The 14,974-nt window shown below is 42.2% G+C and carries 15 protein-coding genes; 1 reads left to right on the top strand and 14 read right to left on the bottom strand.

All coding sequences use genetic code 11. The features are described 5' to 3' along the window. Nucleotides 1–179 precede the first annotated feature (179 nt). From GZ22_RS12970 to GZ22_RS12950, 5 genes are all read right to left on the bottom strand, one after another. Nucleotides 180–1,715, bottom strand: coding sequence for a glycoside hydrolase family 32 protein (locus tag GZ22_RS12970; RefSeq protein ID WP_038563263.1), 1,536 nt, complete (start codon nucleotides 1,713–1,715; stop codon nucleotides 180–182). A gap of 110 nt (nucleotides 1,716–1,825) precedes the next feature. Beyond that, entirely contained in the window at nucleotides 1,826–3,295 is a 1,470-nt protein-coding gene (locus GZ22_RS12965) for a glycoside hydrolase family 68 protein (protein WP_038563260.1), read from the bottom strand. Nucleotides 3,296–3,471: 176 nt separating this feature from the next. Continuing rightward, nucleotides 3,472–4,737: an ABC transporter substrate-binding protein gene (locus GZ22_RS12960; RefSeq protein WP_038563257.1), complete on the bottom strand. Its 1,266-nt coding sequence runs from the start codon at nucleotides 4,735–4,737 to the stop codon at nucleotides 3,472–3,474. Then, nucleotides 4,734–5,891 carry a response regulator gene (locus GZ22_RS12955; protein ID WP_038563254.1) on the bottom strand — a complete coding sequence of 386 codons (1,158 nt, stop codon included), beginning with the start codon at nucleotides 5,889–5,891 and terminating at the stop codon, nucleotides 4,734–4,736. The genes GZ22_RS12960 and GZ22_RS12955 overlap by 4 nt, the downstream gene beginning before the upstream one ends. Next, a complete protein-coding gene (locus tag GZ22_RS12950; protein WP_038563251.1) occupies nucleotides 5,869–7,614 on the bottom strand; it encodes a cache domain-containing sensor histidine kinase in 1,746 nt (581 codons plus the stop codon). Before GZ22_RS12950 ends, GZ22_RS12955 begins: the two co-directional genes overlap by 23 nt. A 265-nt stretch (nucleotides 7,615–7,879) precedes the next feature. Here GZ22_RS12950 and GZ22_RS12945 point away from each other — a divergent pair, with 265 nt between their 5' ends. After that, nucleotides 7,880–8,773: a fructose bisphosphate aldolase gene (locus tag GZ22_RS12945; RefSeq protein WP_038563248.1), complete on the top strand. Its 894-nt coding sequence runs from the start codon at nucleotides 7,880–7,882 to the stop codon at nucleotides 8,771–8,773. 94 nt (nucleotides 8,774–8,867) lie between these two features. Here the strand turns inward: GZ22_RS12945 and GZ22_RS12940 are convergent, their stop codons facing one another. The 9 genes from GZ22_RS12940 to GZ22_RS12900 all read right to left on the bottom strand — a co-directional run bounded on the left by GZ22_RS12940 (nucleotide 8,868) and on the right by GZ22_RS12900 (nucleotide 14,962). Then, complete coding sequence (locus GZ22_RS12940; protein ID WP_217258986.1) at nucleotides 8,868–9,359, bottom strand: MepB family protein; 492 nt, start codon at nucleotides 9,357–9,359, stop codon at nucleotides 8,868–8,870. A gap of 71 nt (nucleotides 9,360–9,430) precedes the next feature. After that, nucleotides 9,431–10,036: a Bax inhibitor-1 family protein gene (locus GZ22_RS12935; protein WP_084160827.1), complete on the bottom strand. Its 606-nt coding sequence runs from the start codon at nucleotides 10,034–10,036 to the stop codon at nucleotides 9,431–9,433. Nucleotides 10,037–10,413: 377 nt separating this feature from the next. Next, nucleotides 10,414–10,869, bottom strand: coding sequence for an immunity protein YezG family protein (locus GZ22_RS12930; protein ID WP_038563243.1), 456 nt, complete (start codon nucleotides 10,867–10,869; stop codon nucleotides 10,414–10,416). 20 nt (nucleotides 10,870–10,889) lie between these two features. After that, nucleotides 10,890–12,629: a DNA/RNA non-specific endonuclease gene (locus GZ22_RS18900; RefSeq protein ID WP_245609668.1), complete on the bottom strand. Its 1,740-nt coding sequence runs from the start codon at nucleotides 12,627–12,629 to the stop codon at nucleotides 10,890–10,892. Between the two features lie 3 nt (nucleotides 12,630–12,632). Beyond that, complete coding sequence (locus GZ22_RS12920) at nucleotides 12,633–12,938, bottom strand: hypothetical protein (RefSeq protein WP_038563240.1); 306 nt, start codon at nucleotides 12,936–12,938, stop codon at nucleotides 12,633–12,635. After that, complete coding sequence (locus GZ22_RS12915) at nucleotides 12,939–13,646, bottom strand: DUF5081 family protein (RefSeq protein ID WP_038563237.1); 708 nt, start codon at nucleotides 13,644–13,646, stop codon at nucleotides 12,939–12,941. After that, nucleotides 13,643–13,945, bottom strand: coding sequence for a WXG100 family type VII secretion target (locus tag GZ22_RS12910; RefSeq protein WP_038563234.1), 303 nt, complete (start codon nucleotides 13,943–13,945; stop codon nucleotides 13,643–13,645). The genes GZ22_RS12915 and GZ22_RS12910 overlap by 4 nt, the downstream gene beginning before the upstream one ends. A 3-nt stretch (nucleotides 13,946–13,948) precedes the next feature. Next, nucleotides 13,949–14,287: a hypothetical protein gene (locus GZ22_RS12905; RefSeq protein WP_051748267.1), complete on the bottom strand. Its 339-nt coding sequence runs from the start codon at nucleotides 14,285–14,287 to the stop codon at nucleotides 13,949–13,951. A 309-nt stretch (nucleotides 14,288–14,596) separates the two neighbouring features. Continuing rightward, nucleotides 14,597–14,962, bottom strand: a complete 366-nt coding sequence (locus tag GZ22_RS12900; RefSeq protein ID WP_038563231.1) for a hypothetical protein — start codon at nucleotides 14,960–14,962, stop codon at nucleotides 14,597–14,599. Nucleotides 14,963–14,974: the final 12 nt, after the last annotated feature.

Below are 14,974 nucleotides of genomic sequence, written 5' to 3'. Positions count from 1 at the left end.
TCATTTGTAGTATGTACTGCTTTCCATACATTATCACAAATATTTAATAAACAATAATCATTATAACTCGAAGATTAATGCTTACACAAGATGTAAAATAACCTCACATGAAAAATCAACTAACAAACGCAAATTCACACTATATGAAAAAGGCCTCTAAAAGGCCTTTTTCAAAAATATTATTGTGTTTCACTCAATCTTTTTATAGAAATATTATCAAATTTAGCACTGCCATCTTCAGCAAATAAGCTAATCGCTTGATCCTGCGGATGAGGAAATACCACATTACTATGCACGGCTTCTCCATCATCAACGAACACCTCCACACTTGTTTTATCTACAAGAATTGTAAGGTGTGCCTGCTTTTCTTCAGTATCAAATGGTGCCTTGCTTTCCTGATAAGTTCCTTCTTGATCTGGATTAGAAATGTGGCTTCTATTCACATAGGAATATCCATCAGCTGCAGCGATGCCAACATCCAAATGACGGGAGTGATCTTTCGATTCTCTCAGGTGTAAGCCGACGTTTGGGCTTTCAGTCCACGATATGTCAGCATCCAATCGATATGTTTCAGCCGAAATATCCAAGGCTTTCGTTTCATTTTGCAGCTCTATATTCTCAACTGTGTCAGCGGATTGAAAAAGCTGATCCAGTTCAGCGATAGGCTGGGAAGCAAGATAATAACCATCCCCTTCTTGCTGCAACGTAATTTCCCTGACGATGGAGTCTGTACCATTGAATCCATCATATTTCATCGAAGGTGTTTGATCGGCATACGACCAGTTATTCATCCAAGCAAGCGCATACCGCTTTACATGCTCATCTTCTGACAGACCGTCTTCAAATGTAACCCCGCCGTACCAGTCAAATCCGTAATCGAGCCATTTTGGATTTTCTTCATCCGGTGTAAAAGTTGTTCCATCAAAGTCTCCAGTCCAATATGCGTAGGTTTTCGGTTCACCTTTGCCCTCTCCATTCGCACTCATGCCAAGCACATATTTGACTGCGCCATCCGGTGCGCGCAGCTGGAATAGATCCGGACATTCGAGTACACCAATTCCATCTGTCTGAAAATCCCCCGTGAATGTCCAGGTTTTCAAATCAGCTGATTCATAAAATCCGATTTTATCTCCTTCCGCCAGAAGCATAATCCAATTACTTTTTTCTTCATTCCATATTACTTTGGGATCACGAAAATCCTCTGTACCAGGGTTTGCTAGTACTGGTTCCTCACTTTCCTGCTTAAAGGTATTGCCTCCATCTGTGCTGTACCAAAGATACTGTTCTTGCTGCCCTGACTTTCCCGTTGGCTGTGTCACAATCGCAATAAGTGCATCTTCACCAAACCCAGCTGTATTATTCTTATCGTGGACGATAGATCCAGTCCATGGATCACCGTTTTCTGTCGTATATTTTGGAATTGCAACTCCATGATCTTCCCAATGGATCAGATCCTCCGAGGTCGCGTGCCGCCATTCAGTACCATTGCCTTCGGGGTAGTCTTTATTGTAGAGATAATAATAGTGGTATTTACCTTGATAATAAATCGGCTGCTGCGGATCATTTTTCCACTTATCAGGTGAACTAAAATGGAAATCCGGACGATAAGAGATAGTTTGTGCCTTCCCGGGATTTTGTTTTTCTGTCTTTTTCTCGTTCATTAGTACAGACACTGCGATCACTGCCACAACGAGCAAAATCACCCCACCAAGCATCGTCCACCTCTTTCTTGAAAATCTGTTCAACACACTGTCACCACACTTTTATTTAGAAATGAATGAAAAGGAAATGCCATGATGCTGACATTTCCTTTTCTGATTCTGATTTATTCCTCTTCGTACGTGATTTGACCTTGCTCCAAGATACCATCTTCAACTACGGAAGAGCGTTTGCCATCGATATCCAGAAGGAATGAAGGTGCGAATGTAGATTTATGATCCTGGAAGAAACCTCGGTTCGTCATGTAGCTTGTTACGACGAAGTCATCTGTTTCTTTTTGCGGAATCACATAATGCGCATATGTCCAAGTGAGATCATTAGGATCCAAGTCCTGATGAAGGACAATACCTGATTTGTTCATCGGCTTATATGGACCAGTTAAGCTGCCAGATACATATCCAAGCATATAGATGTCTTCATCATCAATGCCATCGATTGTCATTTTGGCACCACGTGTGCTTGTGAACAAGTAGAACTTGCCATCTTTTTTGAAGATGTTCGGACGCTCGATTTCATCTGTCACCGTATTGGAAACAACAAGCGGCTTCATTTCTTTTTTCAACGTATAGTCATCATTGATTTCCACAATACCGATCGCACCGTTAGCAAGCTCTGCTGTAGACTTCTTATCGCTGTTCTGCAGCTGATTGAATTCTTTGCGGAAGAACTTCATACCATTGCCGTAGTAAGCACGATTATAGAGAGATTCTTCGCCAGAGTAGCCATATTCAGTACCCGTATTAGCTTCGAAAACTAAGTACTTCTTACCTTTATCCTCGATGTAATGTGGATCACGCAATGTGTGGTTGTTCGCGAAATTACGATCTTCAAAGGCTTTATTCACATTTTCATATGTCTTCCCGTTACCGCCGTCATAAATGGACTTATAATCCTCTACGCCGTCAACCTGCAAGCTGCTCGTATCCTTCTCAGACACGTTCACCTGAGCTGTCGTCAATGTTTGTTTACCGAAAATACCTTGGCTTTCATCAAAGCCACCGCGGTTTGTATAGAACAAGCGGATTTCTCCATCAATGAAGGCAGCCGAACCAGACCATTCCTCTTGCTGACCAGCCAGAATCTTATCGCCATTGAATTTATCATTATCATCAAATACACGACCGGCATTTTTCCATGCATCAACAGAATCATCGCCTGATTTTTTATAGAACATGTAGATGAATGTGTCACTTGCATCTTTCGGATCACCAGCTAGCCCAAAAACAATTTGGTATCCATTGTAATCTGCCACTGTACCGTCCGGGTTTTGAAGCGGCCATGTGTCCCATACATCCATTTTGATCTCATTGCCATTTTCGTCAATCTTTGTAGCTGACTTGATATTTTTAATAGAAGAAGCATCAAAGCTAGGAACGGTATACCGTTCGTCCCCGTGCTGCCCGATCATTTCCTTCATGTCCTGACGCGTGATTTGTGACGTGCCATACGTATCCTTGTACGGCTTCACATTTCCACCCTCATTGTTTGCCGAAGCCACTGTCAGACTGCTTCCCAGCACCAACGCTGCACTCAGTGAAACGACACTTGCTTTTAACGCCCGTTTCCGAAATTTCATCCCGTATTCCTCCTATGTATGATTGCTAATCCCGCGTAAGACAAGCCTTGGCAAACCTGTCTTACGAGCTCAGTATAGGACAGTAAAACAAAAACAGGGATGGCTTATTTTGATCTTCTTTTTGTCTAAAATTGATATCCATACAAAAAGTCCCTCCTAATAGAGGGACTTCTACACTAGTAAGATAGACTATTTTGTCGCCACACATGATCCAAGTCCTGCAATGCATCCTGCTTGGACATCTCCTCATTTACGTATTGTTTCAGGATCCGGCCAAAAACATCCTTCATTGGCGGCGGATAAGAGGACCAGTTGAAGTTACGGCGATCTTGTTGTTTATATTGTGCCCAAGCATCTCCACTCAGGTTTGCTTCGGGCGGCCGAACAGAGCGAAATGCCGAGATGAAGTGGAGCTGCTCAGTTTGATATGCTCGCCCTTCTTCCGATTCTGTCATCCATTTTAGGAACCGCTTCGCCTCCTGTTTTTCAACTGATCCAGATTGCTTGTTGACTACCCAATAACTTGGCACACCCGTGACCAGCTGCGTATTTCCTCCGTCATCAAGCGGTATCGGAAACATCCCCACATCCAGATTCGGTGCTTGCTTTGCCAATAGCGGCTCGACCCAATTCCCCTGCACTATCATGGCTGTCTCCCCTTTTTGGAAAGCCTCCATCTCAGCATAATAGTCTGTCGTTACAGCATGGGGGCTACCATAAGTAAGTGTCAGATCCAGAAAACGCAGCATGTTCTGAAAGCTAGTGTTATCCGTAAAACTTGCCTTACCCGCTGCCAAATCAGACATAAACGTTTCCGGATCAGACTGCTCAGCGAAAGCTAAACTCGTCAAATGATGTCCCAGCTTCCATTCCTCATAATAGCCATTCGCAAAAGGTGTCACACCTACCTTTTTGAGCTGAGACGCCGCTTCCACCAGCTCTGTATACGTATCAGGAAGCTCGTTGATACCCGCTTTTTGGAATAACGCCTTATTATAAATAACTCCGAAGCCCTCAATATTCATCGGCATACCATACACTTTCCCATCTACAGTAATGGGATCGAGTGTACCATCTCGAGCATCCGCCACCCATGATTCCTCGCTCAAGTCCTCCAAGTAACGAATCCACTCTTTTGTAGCAGCATAGCCGACATTGGTGAAGATATCTGGTCCTTCCCCTACCGCCATTTGTGTTTTCAGATCAGAGAAATCATCTGAAATACCACCAACGGTTTCTACTTGGATACGAACATGAGGATGTATCTTCTCGTACAAGCGAACCATACTTTCAAATTCAGCAGCTACCTCCACCTTTGGATTACGTATTGTAAGACTGACCGTTTCCTCTACTTGCTTCTTTTCTTTTTCTGGTGGCATACCACTGGCGGAAAGCAGCAGCAAAAGAACCGTTAAAAGCACATAGAACAGTTTCTTCCTCATGATGAACCACGCTCAGTACGGTACGCTGTAGGAGTTAATCCATTCTCCTTTTTGAATAGCTTCGAGAAATACACTTCATCTTGATAACCAAGCAGCCTGGCTATGTCATACATGGTTTTGTTGGTTTTCTCCAGCCATTGCTTCGCCTGCTTCATCCGGCAACCTGTTACATATTGAGATAAAGTCATGCCGGTCTCTTGCTTGAATTTACGCGAAATATGTTCCTTTGACAGGAAGAAGAGCTTTGATAATCGCTCCAGACTCACATCCTCCATATAGTAACTCTGCACATAAGCGACAATGTCTTGCCCGCGCTGTTCACTTTCCAGCTCTTCTAGTCTTCTGATTGTGCGATAACGATGCTCTGCAAGTTCAACTGTAAGATGCTCGAATGCGGTAGAGATCTCTTCCATAGCATAAAACGGTTTTTGGACAAGCCGCACTGGAATATCCAGATGTTGACGCAGCCAATTCTCTATCTGTAGCCAATGATCAGCTGCAGACAAAACGATGTACATGTTCTCCTCTTGCAGAAAACGAAATACGTCACCAATTGCATATCGATGCAACTCATATCTTAAGTTATCCAGTATCGGGGCCGGCTGATGCATATGATAAAAAGACAGCAATGTAAGATCGATCTTCTCTTCATGGGGCAAAATGTCTTCCAAGATGGAGAAATCATTCAACTCACCCATACACAATGCAGATACTTGCTGTTCCTGCAGCAGTCGCTTGGCATCCCCGAGAACCTCCGCTTCACTTTCCAAAAACTGCTTTTCTTTGATGATGGCTTGCGTCACGTTCTCCAGCACCTTTGTAAAAGCCTCTGGATCGATTGGCTTCAGCAAATAATCAAAGCTGTTGAATTGAATAGCCTTCCGCATGAACTGGTAGTCATCATAACCCGTTACAAGGATGCATTTTCCTTGGTAGTCAGCAGCATGCAGCTGCTCCATCAGTTCGATTCCGTTCATACGCGGCATTTTGATGTCAGTGAAAATGATGTCCGGCTGCTCCGATGCAATCAGCTCAAGCGCCTCTTTCCCATCACTCGCCTCTAGTAGAGCAGTTATTCCATTCTGTTCCCACTCACCAAGCGCACGCAGCACCTCACGCCCGTTTCTTTCGTCATCCACGAGTAACGCCTTCATGCTTCTGACCTCCCTGCTCCTCTACCGGAATACAAATCGTAACCCCAAACCCTTTTCCGCCCAAATTATCAAGTTGAAACACTGCCTTATCACCATGATGAAGATGCAGACGCTCTGCGATATTTTGCAGCCCTGTTCCGCCAGTATCTCCCTCCTGCAGCAGACGAATCTTTTCGTCACTCACTGATGTCCCGTAGCTAGCCGCGTGAAATACCAGCAATCCGTCTTTTTCCATCCCTTTTAAGATAAAACTGCCTTTATCTCGCATAGCTTCATAGCTATGCTTAAAGTAATTTTCAACAAGCGGCTGCAGCAGCATGCTCGGTATCCTGTTTTCCTGTATGCTTCTCTCCACTTGAATAGTGATTGGTAAATCTGCTCCGAAACGTTCCTTTTGAAGCATAATGTAGGAGTCGATGTAGCCAAGCTCCTCCCGTACCGGCACGAGCTGATCGGCCTGCAACGCATACCGCATCATTTTAGATAAGGATACGAGCAGCTTGTACACCTCCGTGTCATCTGACCGCAGCGCAACAGCTCCGATAGATTGCAACGCATTAAAGAGAAAATGTGGGTTCACCTGTGATTTGAGCATTCTAAGCTGACTCTCCCTTGCCTCAAGCTCCAGCTTATATTCACGTGCGATATGAGAATCAATTCGATTCAGCATCTCCTGCATATGCGCAGCCAGATGTCCAATTTCATCATTACGTTCTGTTTTGAGCTGGACATTCATCTGACCGCCTTCTATAGATCGTACCTTCTCACTTAATGTAATAATCGGTTTTGTAAACACACGAGAAATGACGAGAACCAGTATAGTCCCTAATAGAACAACGCCGATACCTAACACAATATTAGTCCAAGCTGTCTCTCTCGCATCACGGAATAGCTCATCCTTTGATGTAACCTTAATCAACTGCCAGTCTGCTAAAGGCTCGCCCAGCTCTTCCCGAAGGACAATATTCTCCCCCTCCGCCGTTAATTGAGACTCGTCCATATTATTGCCGATTTGTTTCAAATTCTCGCTGTAGACGATCTCTTCATTCCCATTTACAAGTAATACCTGCGTCCCTGCTTCTCTCGTGACAGCCTCAAGCAGTCGCGAAAAAGATGATACCTCTATATCAGTCGTCAGGAAACCAAGAAATTTTCCGCTCAGGACGTCCGTTATCCTATGGTGGATCGGCAGCACGACTGTGTTGTCTGATTCCGGAACGATCGCCACTTTATCTTCGTTCACAAGCTCATGCGGGGTTTCCAGCATGTAAGCTTCCTTCGACTCGTTCATCTCCTTAAATGGCGAACGCTCCAGATAATCCGGAGCTGGCTTTGGAGCACTAACATTTGATTGGTAAACAGTCAGTGACTGCTGATCTTGCTGAAAATAAAATCGCATTTGCCGAATATCCGGCCGAGTTGTCGCATACGTCTCTACACTATTTTCAAATGCCCGCACATGTTCAGTCGTTTCTGCCAGCATGCCATTCTCCAGTATCTGCTGCACCTCCGGCATATTGAATAAGCTGTAAGGCAGCCGCACCATCTCCTCTGCGTACTGTTCCAAATCCACTCTGCTTTCGTTTAACTCTTCTCGGCTTCTTGCCAAATCCCGTTCCTCGATACTCGATTTACTATTCTCATAAATAAAAATAACAAAGAGAAAATAAGGCAAAATGATTAATAAGAGCAACATGATGAATAACCGAACTCTAATGCTCATGAATGCCCTTCCTTCCCTACCGTTCGTTAAATAGTCAAACTTACCCTATAACATGCCCAATCGACCGTCAATCCAACTTAAGTTACACCAAAAAGTCCCGCAAGACAGCGAAACACAGTTTTTACTTTTCCAAATGAATGCCCGCAGTCCATAAATCCCGATTTGGAAACCTTATCAAACATTTAATGTTAAAACACTGGATAAAAGGGAACAGTGAACATGGAGTATTTTTTCAGCAAAAAAATGAATTAAAGGAGTGGCAGATATGAATGACAAACAATTCGATATCATTAAAAACGGCAAAGGCTTTATCGCAGCATTAGATCAAAGCGGCGGCAGCACACCAAAAGCACTAGCAGAATACGGTGTAACGGAAGATGCTTATTCAAATGATGAGGAGATGTTCAAACTCGTCCACGACATGCGTACACGTATCATCACTTCCCCTTCATTCAACAAAGACAAGATTTTAGGAGCCATCTTATTCGAACAGACAATGGACCGAGAGATCGAAGGAAAGTACACTGGCGATTACCTTTGGGAAGAAAAAGGAATTGTGCCATTCCTGAAAGTCGATAAAGGATTAGAAGAAGAAAAAGATGGCGTTCAGCTTATGAAACCAATTGATAATCTTAACGAAACACTTGGCCGCGCTTCTGAACGAAACATTTTCGGAACGAAGATGCGCTCCGTTATCAAAGAACCGAATATCAGCGGCATCAAAGCTGTCGTCGACCAGCAGTTCGAATTCGGTAAAAGCATCATCGCGTCCGGTCTTGTTCCAATCATTGAACCAGAAGTGAATATTCATAGTGAGGATAAAGCGAGATGCGAGGAGATTCTTCGCGACGAAATCTTCCGCCATCTGAACGACTTAACCGAGGAAGAAAACGTCATGCTAAAACTCTCCATCCCTACAGAAGCAAATCTATATAAAGAACTTACAGAGCATCCACGCGTTGTCCGCGTTGTTGTTCTATCCGGCGGTTATTCCCGTGACGAAGCAAATGAAAAACTGAAGGAAAACGAAGATCTGATTGCCAGCTTCTCCCGCGCATTAGCAGCAGAGCTTAACGCAAATCAGTCTCAGGCAGATTTTGATGCAGCATTGAAGGATGCAGTTGATACGATTTATGAAGCATCTGTAAATAAGAAGTAACGAAAAGCCGGAGAGCACTTATAGCTTTCCGGTCTTTTCTCAGTTTATCTTCTTTAAATTAGCTTTAAAATGAGGTTAACATAAGAGTTATTTATTAATGGAAATACAATTCTTCTAATCTTTCTTGATTTAGGTTAGTTGTTAAATCCACAAAAAAGCTTTGTTGCCATTTTTGTGTTTGTTCAGCTGTTTTATTTAATTCCATTTCCCAAGAAGGATATACTCGTATTGCCATTTTCCCTTTAGCAGTATCACTACTCAAAATCCCTTTTTCTAATAGCTTGGATTTCGGGAATATAAATTGACCTTTTAAATCGTTATCTATTATTGAAATTATAATTTTATCCGGACTATCCGAGAAACTATAAGGTTGATTCTTATTATTTTCATCTTTTTCCCAGAATGCCACAAAGTAGCCTCTTTTTTTAGGTGTGGCTTTTGCTAAACGACTTCGATAGGTATTGTTCTCGATATGGATCAACATTCCCTCGTAGTCTATATTTTGATTTTCTTCAAACACTTTAGTAAGTATAGAATTATCTAAAGTAGAAACGATTTTTTCTATTAACATCTGTGATTTCAGCAATTTAACTTCTCCTCATCTTATGTAACTACAAAAAATGCCAGAGGCTCTAAAAGAGATTTCTGGCATTTTTTTTAATCCTTGGACATAATTCCTAGGAATCGCAGTAAATTCATAAACAAGTTGATAAAGTCCAAATACAGATTCAATGCCATTAGCGGAATCATCTCTTCTGTAACATGATTCCTTGCCATTTGATTAAAATCATACAAGATGTAAAGTGAAAATACGATTGAACCGATGCCCGAGAAAGCGAGCATTGTCGCATCACTATATGGAACAAAAATTCCGATCAAACCTGTAACGATCAACGCAATCAAAGCTACAAACAAGAACCCGCCAAGGAAAGAAAAATCTCTTTTCGATTTAACCCCTACAAGCGCCATCACTCCGAAAATAACGAACGTCGTCGTGAAAGCATACAGGACAATATTAGCTCCACCAATTGAAGCATAGTAAGCTACCGCCGGGTATGTCGTCATACCTGAAATGACAGCAAATATATAGATGAACGTATAGCTGACAGCCTTCTTCCTTCTTAACCAGAAGGCAGCAATTAGCATACCTAATTCCACTACGATTAATGGCAAAATAAGCACAGGCGGCACAAAATTACCAGCATAGATTCCAAGCGTCGCTAACAGCAGCGTCATCAAGAATGTCTGCAGCACCTTCTGCATGATTGTTTTTTGATTCGATATTGCGTATTCCAAGTTCATCTCTCCAGTTTCTAAAGATATTATTATATCTTGTACGCATCGAATCCCCAAAGGTTTCATAGTAAGACCGTTTCTTTATTCTTTTTTATTGTTACTCCCTTATACTATCTCTTACAAAAATACTTTACGGAATGTCTAATAACACTATAAAAAAGTGCCTATTATCAATTGATTAATAAGCACTTTCGTTACTATTCAGGATGCATATGGAGACTGGTCCCGTTCAGCTTGTTATTTATATAAGCTAGGTCTCGCTCACATTATTTAGTCTCCCTGAAAAGATGTTTTAAGTTATACAAATTCTACTCTTCATAAAATCAAGCAAACCCCTAAGAATATCAAAGATTATTATCTTGTATCTCTTCAAACCATTCATCAGCAATATGATCAGCCGTTTTTACTTCATCATTTGAATATACCAAATCATACTTGTATTCAGCCTTGAAATTTCCATTCTTCACATCATATATTAATTTCATTTCCGTCGGTATGTCTCTTCCATATTCTTTGCACAATACTTCAATCTTCTCGATATCTTCATTTATTATTTGTAATACCGTTAACATTCGTTCTGGAGATACATCATAACCTTCATCCCCAGATTCCAAGGCATCATTTACTTTATGACATTCTACATACTTGTTATTAATTAAGTAAAAGAAGCTACTCGAGATAATTCCTCCTTCATGTGAAGCATAAACGTATACTTTATCTGCTCTATCTTCCACGTACTCCAAACAAATAGATATCATATCGGATTGTAATTCAGTAAACTTATCTTCAAATTCTTTCATTCAAATATTCACTCCTTTAATTAGTTTTTAATAATTTTTGAACCTGGCTTACCATCAATAAAGTAATTGACTATAAATTTATCAGGTCGCAGATCATTTCCAGAGTATATTATCTTAACATCAACTTTCACAGCTTTTGGGGGTACTTCACTTAAAGCAGTTGCCCATTCAGCTTCAATTTTTTTATATTCTCTTAGGTTAACATCAGATAATTGCGACACCAAATTATCAATTTTAGGTGACCCCCCGAACCTATCACCTGCCAAATGACCTGCGTGATCCTGACCCTTAACCTTACCTAGCGTGTTCTTGCTATGCGGCAATCTATCTTCTCTTGTGGTTAATTGTAATTTATCCGTCTCAAATTTTGTAATTCTTCCCGCAGTATCAGTTTCATAAAAGTAATCATACTCGCCTGTTTGATACCTAATATTCGGCTTTAGTCTGTTTCTTCTTCCATTTGTATACTGTTGCCCTTTTTCCACTACTGTTTTTACATCATTTACTCCCGCATTACCTGCACCCGTAATCCTAGGAGATCCAAGACGGTTCGCTACTTTTGTTGCTCCCTCCTCAAGCTTATTAAAATTACTAGAAGATGCAAGAATTAAACCATTATCCGCAACAGCACCAACTTGGGGAAACATATTTAAAACTCTAGTTATACCCGCATCCCCCATTTGCGCAATTCTAACAGCCTCTTCTCCTAGTTTGTTTTTTAGATTGTTTGTAGTATTAGTAACCGTGTGAGCAGCACTCCGTAACCGTGTGGAAGTTTGCTGGCCTGCTGTCTCTACTAATCTCAATACCTGTGATGTTTGATTAGAGATGTTGTCGGCGAGGGAGGAGCTGAGCTTCGTTTTATTTAACAAGCTCCCTAAATCCACCACTCTGCTTGTTGTACGTGCCGTTCCTGTAAAACTAGTCACCGCATTACCTATAGGCAGAACATCAAGCGGCGCAAGCAAACCCCTCGTCCATCGTTCCGAAGTGTCTAGCTCTCTTCCGGAAGCCCAGTCCTGACCGGATATAGCACTTCCCATCTCTACCGTTGCATAAGCAGCCCCTAATACTGCACCAGCTGGCGGGCACACAACGGTTACGCCAACGATGACGACGAGGGCTGCTATATTCACCCAAAACTCTTTTGTAAACTGCCCGTCCTCAATGGACTCATATTCAAAAGCTCGTGTGTTGACGGCAGCAGTGCGGTAATCTTCATAGCTGATGTCTTCATCAGGGTTCTGAACCTTCCATTCCTCAAAAGAAGTCTTGATTTGATCAGCATAATAGTTATCTCCGCTCAGTATATCATCGATGGTAATCTCTGTTTTCTCCGTTTCGTATTCCTGATAGGAGCCATAATAAGAGATTGGTATTGTCTCCGTCGCTCCTATATGGTTCGAGGTAGTGTAGTTGGAGATGGAAGAATCGCGTACTTTTTGGACAAATGCATCGATATCCTCATAAAATGGCTGATCGATTATATCCTCTACAATATCCCCGACATTCCCACTGAAATCCTCCAACACTTTGAAGTCCTCAAATAATCGCTGGTATTTGTCTTTATCGCTTGTATAAGAGAACGAGACAACGCCATCGGAATCATACTTCGCTACCTTCTCGCTTACTTCGTCCAAGTTGTCAGTGATGTCCTTCATCGTATCGATCATGCCTTTTCCCCAGACACCAAGACCAATTAAGTTACGCAGACTATCCTTCGTCTTATCCCATTGACTGCTTCGGTATTTTACATCCACGCATTACACCTCCAATGCATCGATGATCTTTAAAGCGATAGCTTCGTCTGTCTCAATCATCGTGTTTAGCGTTTCAATCACCAACGAGGAAATTCGTGCGTAGTGATCCTGCAGCTCCAAGAACTTTTCGTTCGCTTCGGGGTAAGCTTCGATTGCTTCCATCGCTTTTCCTTCTTGATAGAATTTCGTATTTTTAATATTCTCGATTGCAGGAACTGCGTTCGATTGTAAATCCTCCATGATAGCCATGAGCTGCTTATAAATATCGGTAATCTCTATCGGATCAACCGTGATGTTACCACTAGCCATCTACCTTACCCCCTCTTTCTGTCGATATGGGAAGTCCAATGCATCAAATAATACCCTCATAAACCAGTACTGGCTTGCGTGGTAGTACTGCTTCTCGGTCGTATCAATCATTATCAGCTTGTCATCTTTTGCGAGGACAAGCCATTGCTGATAATGGTTCGGATTGCTGGCGATCTGCGGCTTCACGCGTGGATGAAAAAGTTCAATATTGGCGATGTCATTCGTCACACCGAGCTCATTGATCGCAGCCCTTTCCTCATCTGGCAGCTCGCGTTGCAAGAAATTTGTTTCTCCCTCGGCAGGTTCACGGTTCAGAAGCGGGACTTTCTCGCTAAGGAGCTTCAGTACAAGCGGCTTGGCCATCACATAAAGTTTGTACGTCTTCTCCGCCGTCTCCACGAGAATGATTACTTCTTCCGCCTGCTTCTCCCGGAACGCGAACATGAGGTTGTTGATCCGCACATATTTTTGGCTAAAGAAGTATTCATACAACGTTTTAATAATCACAGCACCTGATTTTGTCAGCTTACCTTCTTCTGTAAAAATACCTTTCTGAATCAAACGCTTATGTGCCTGACTCCAAGGTTCTTCCCCCTGCAGCTGATAGATTTTCTTATCAGGCAAGCCAAATAAAGCCTCCGCATCAAATGCCGCAGCGAGTAAGTAGAGTTCGGCCACATGAAAGGTATCCTTATCTGTCTGCGTCATAGGCTTTTCACTTCCTTCACCAGGTTGTGGTTTTGGAAATCAGATTGATAGTTCTCTATATTATCCAACGCTTTCTTCTGTAAAGAAGCGGCATCCTTGAGATCGGCATGATACTGAAGCAGCAGCTCCAAGTAAGCAAGGAAACTGTCACGTGACTTCCCTTCCCAACTGGATCCTTGGACGAGCGAAAGCAGGGCCTCTCCTTGCGCATAGGTATTATCCAGGGATTCCTTCAGCTTTGCTGCCGATGATTTGGCTGTTTCCAATTCAGCTTGATCAATCATTACATCCTTCGCCATAGCTTAGTCCTCCTTCGCTTCATCCATTGCTTTACGCTTATAATGAAGATACCGTTCATATGCTCGATCACTCGCCATTACGAGCCTACTGCGATATTCCTTCTCGTTATCCAAGTAATCTGTCAGCTTCTTATCAAGCCGTTCCTTTGCTGGTATAAAGTCACTACTTGGAATGGCATCCTCCGCCATACACGGTACGCTCCCTTTATAGGAAGAAAAATAAGACTCCGCTTCGCTTACCAGCTTGTCATGTTCTGCTTTTGTTTCTTCCAATTCGTTATACAGCTTAAGGTAGTCATCTCTTTTTGCTTCCGTGTCTGTTTTGAACCATAAAAATGCCATTTTTTCAGTCCTTTCCGCCTCCGAATTTGTCTCAGTAAGCCATTAAAAATACATTTATATCCACTTATCTTCATTCATTCTATTATGAATTGCGCCTGTATCAACGACACTCTTTCAAAATGCGCCAAAGCTACTAATAAGAAATATACAGAACCATGCCTTTTGTACGGCACAGACTGATATAAGACAGGAACAAAGATACAAACGTCCAATAAAACAGCAAAAGCCAGCGATTATGTACTTCAAAGGTACTTCACTGGCTTTGTTTATCTACGTTGAAACATCAACTAGCAGATTCATATTCTTCTATTAAATTTCAATCAATTGAAACCAATTTTTCGAGCTATAAATTATACAAATAAAAAAGAGAATGGCTGCCACTGCAGTTATAATTGGCGCAATCATGACACCTAGAATAAAGCAGACTATTGCAGCCAGAAGCAAAAGCAATGCAGCCATATTGATTCTTACCTCTACACTAGCATCATCAGCTACTTCCAATTCCTTGCTGCCAAAGAACCACTGCTTGGCCTTTAGTCTTACAGCCTCATCACCCTGGCTGACAGTCGTAACCTCATCATTACCGAGCTTAGCAGCATGCTGCCCATCTACAATTACAGCAACCTTAGCTAACCCACCCATCATGCCTGTATTACGTTTCACATGAATCGCCATGCTTTGATCGCT

The sequence above is a fragment of the Terribacillus saccharophilus genome (assembly GCF_000725365.1).
Taxonomy (GTDB): Bacteria; Bacillota; Bacilli; order Bacillales; family Amphibacillaceae; genus Terribacillus; species Terribacillus saccharophilus.
The sequence above is the reverse complement of the archived record's forward strand: the minus strand, read 5'-3'. Positions and strand labels throughout refer to the sequence as shown.

Excerpts from the sequence above, each read along its gene's own strand:
- GZ22_RS12965 (WP_038563260.1), bottom strand. The coding sequence starts at position 3,295 with ATGAAATTTCGGAAACGGGCGTTAAAAGCAAGTGTCGTTTCACTGAGT.
- GZ22_RS12945 (WP_038563248.1), top strand. The coding sequence starts at position 7,880 with ATGAATGACAAACAATTCGATATCATTAAAAACGGCAAAGGCTTTATC.
- GZ22_RS12960 (WP_038563257.1), bottom strand. The coding sequence starts at position 4,737 with ATGAGGAAGAAACTGTTCTATGTGCTTTTAACGGTTCTTTTGCTGCTG.
- GZ22_RS12915 (WP_038563237.1), bottom strand. The coding sequence starts at position 13,646 with ATGACGCAGACAGATAAGGATACCTTTCATGTGGCCGAACTCTACTTA.
- GZ22_RS12970 (WP_038563263.1), bottom strand. The coding sequence starts at position 1,715 with ATGCTTGGTGGGGTGATTTTGCTCGTTGTGGCAGTGATCGCAGTGTCT.
- GZ22_RS12930 (WP_038563243.1), bottom strand. The coding sequence starts at position 10,869 with ATGAAAGAATTTGAAGATAAGTTTACTGAATTACAATCCGATATGATA.
- GZ22_RS12955 (WP_038563254.1), bottom strand. The coding sequence starts at position 5,891 with ATGAAGGCGTTACTCGTGGATGACGAAAGAAACGGGCGTGAGGTGCTG.
- GZ22_RS12950 (WP_038563251.1), bottom strand. The coding sequence starts at position 7,614 with ATGAGCATTAGAGTTCGGTTATTCATCATGTTGCTCTTATTAATCATT.
- GZ22_RS12905 (WP_051748267.1), bottom strand. The coding sequence starts at position 14,287 with ATGGCATTTTTATGGTTCAAAACAGACACGGAAGCAAAAAGAGATGAC.
- GZ22_RS12900 (WP_038563231.1), bottom strand. The coding sequence starts at position 14,962 with ATGGCGATTCATGTGAAACGTAATACAGGCATGATGGGTGGGTTAGCT.
- GZ22_RS12910 (WP_038563234.1), bottom strand. The coding sequence starts at position 13,945 with ATGGCGAAGGATGTAATGATTGATCAAGCTGAATTGGAAACAGCCAAA.
- GZ22_RS12935 (WP_084160827.1), bottom strand. The coding sequence starts at position 10,036 with ATGCAGAAGGTGCTGCAGACATTCTTGATGACGCTGCTGTTAGCGACG.
- GZ22_RS12920 (WP_038563240.1), bottom strand. The coding sequence starts at position 12,938 with ATGGCTAGTGGTAACATCACGGTTGATCCGATAGAGATTACCGATATT.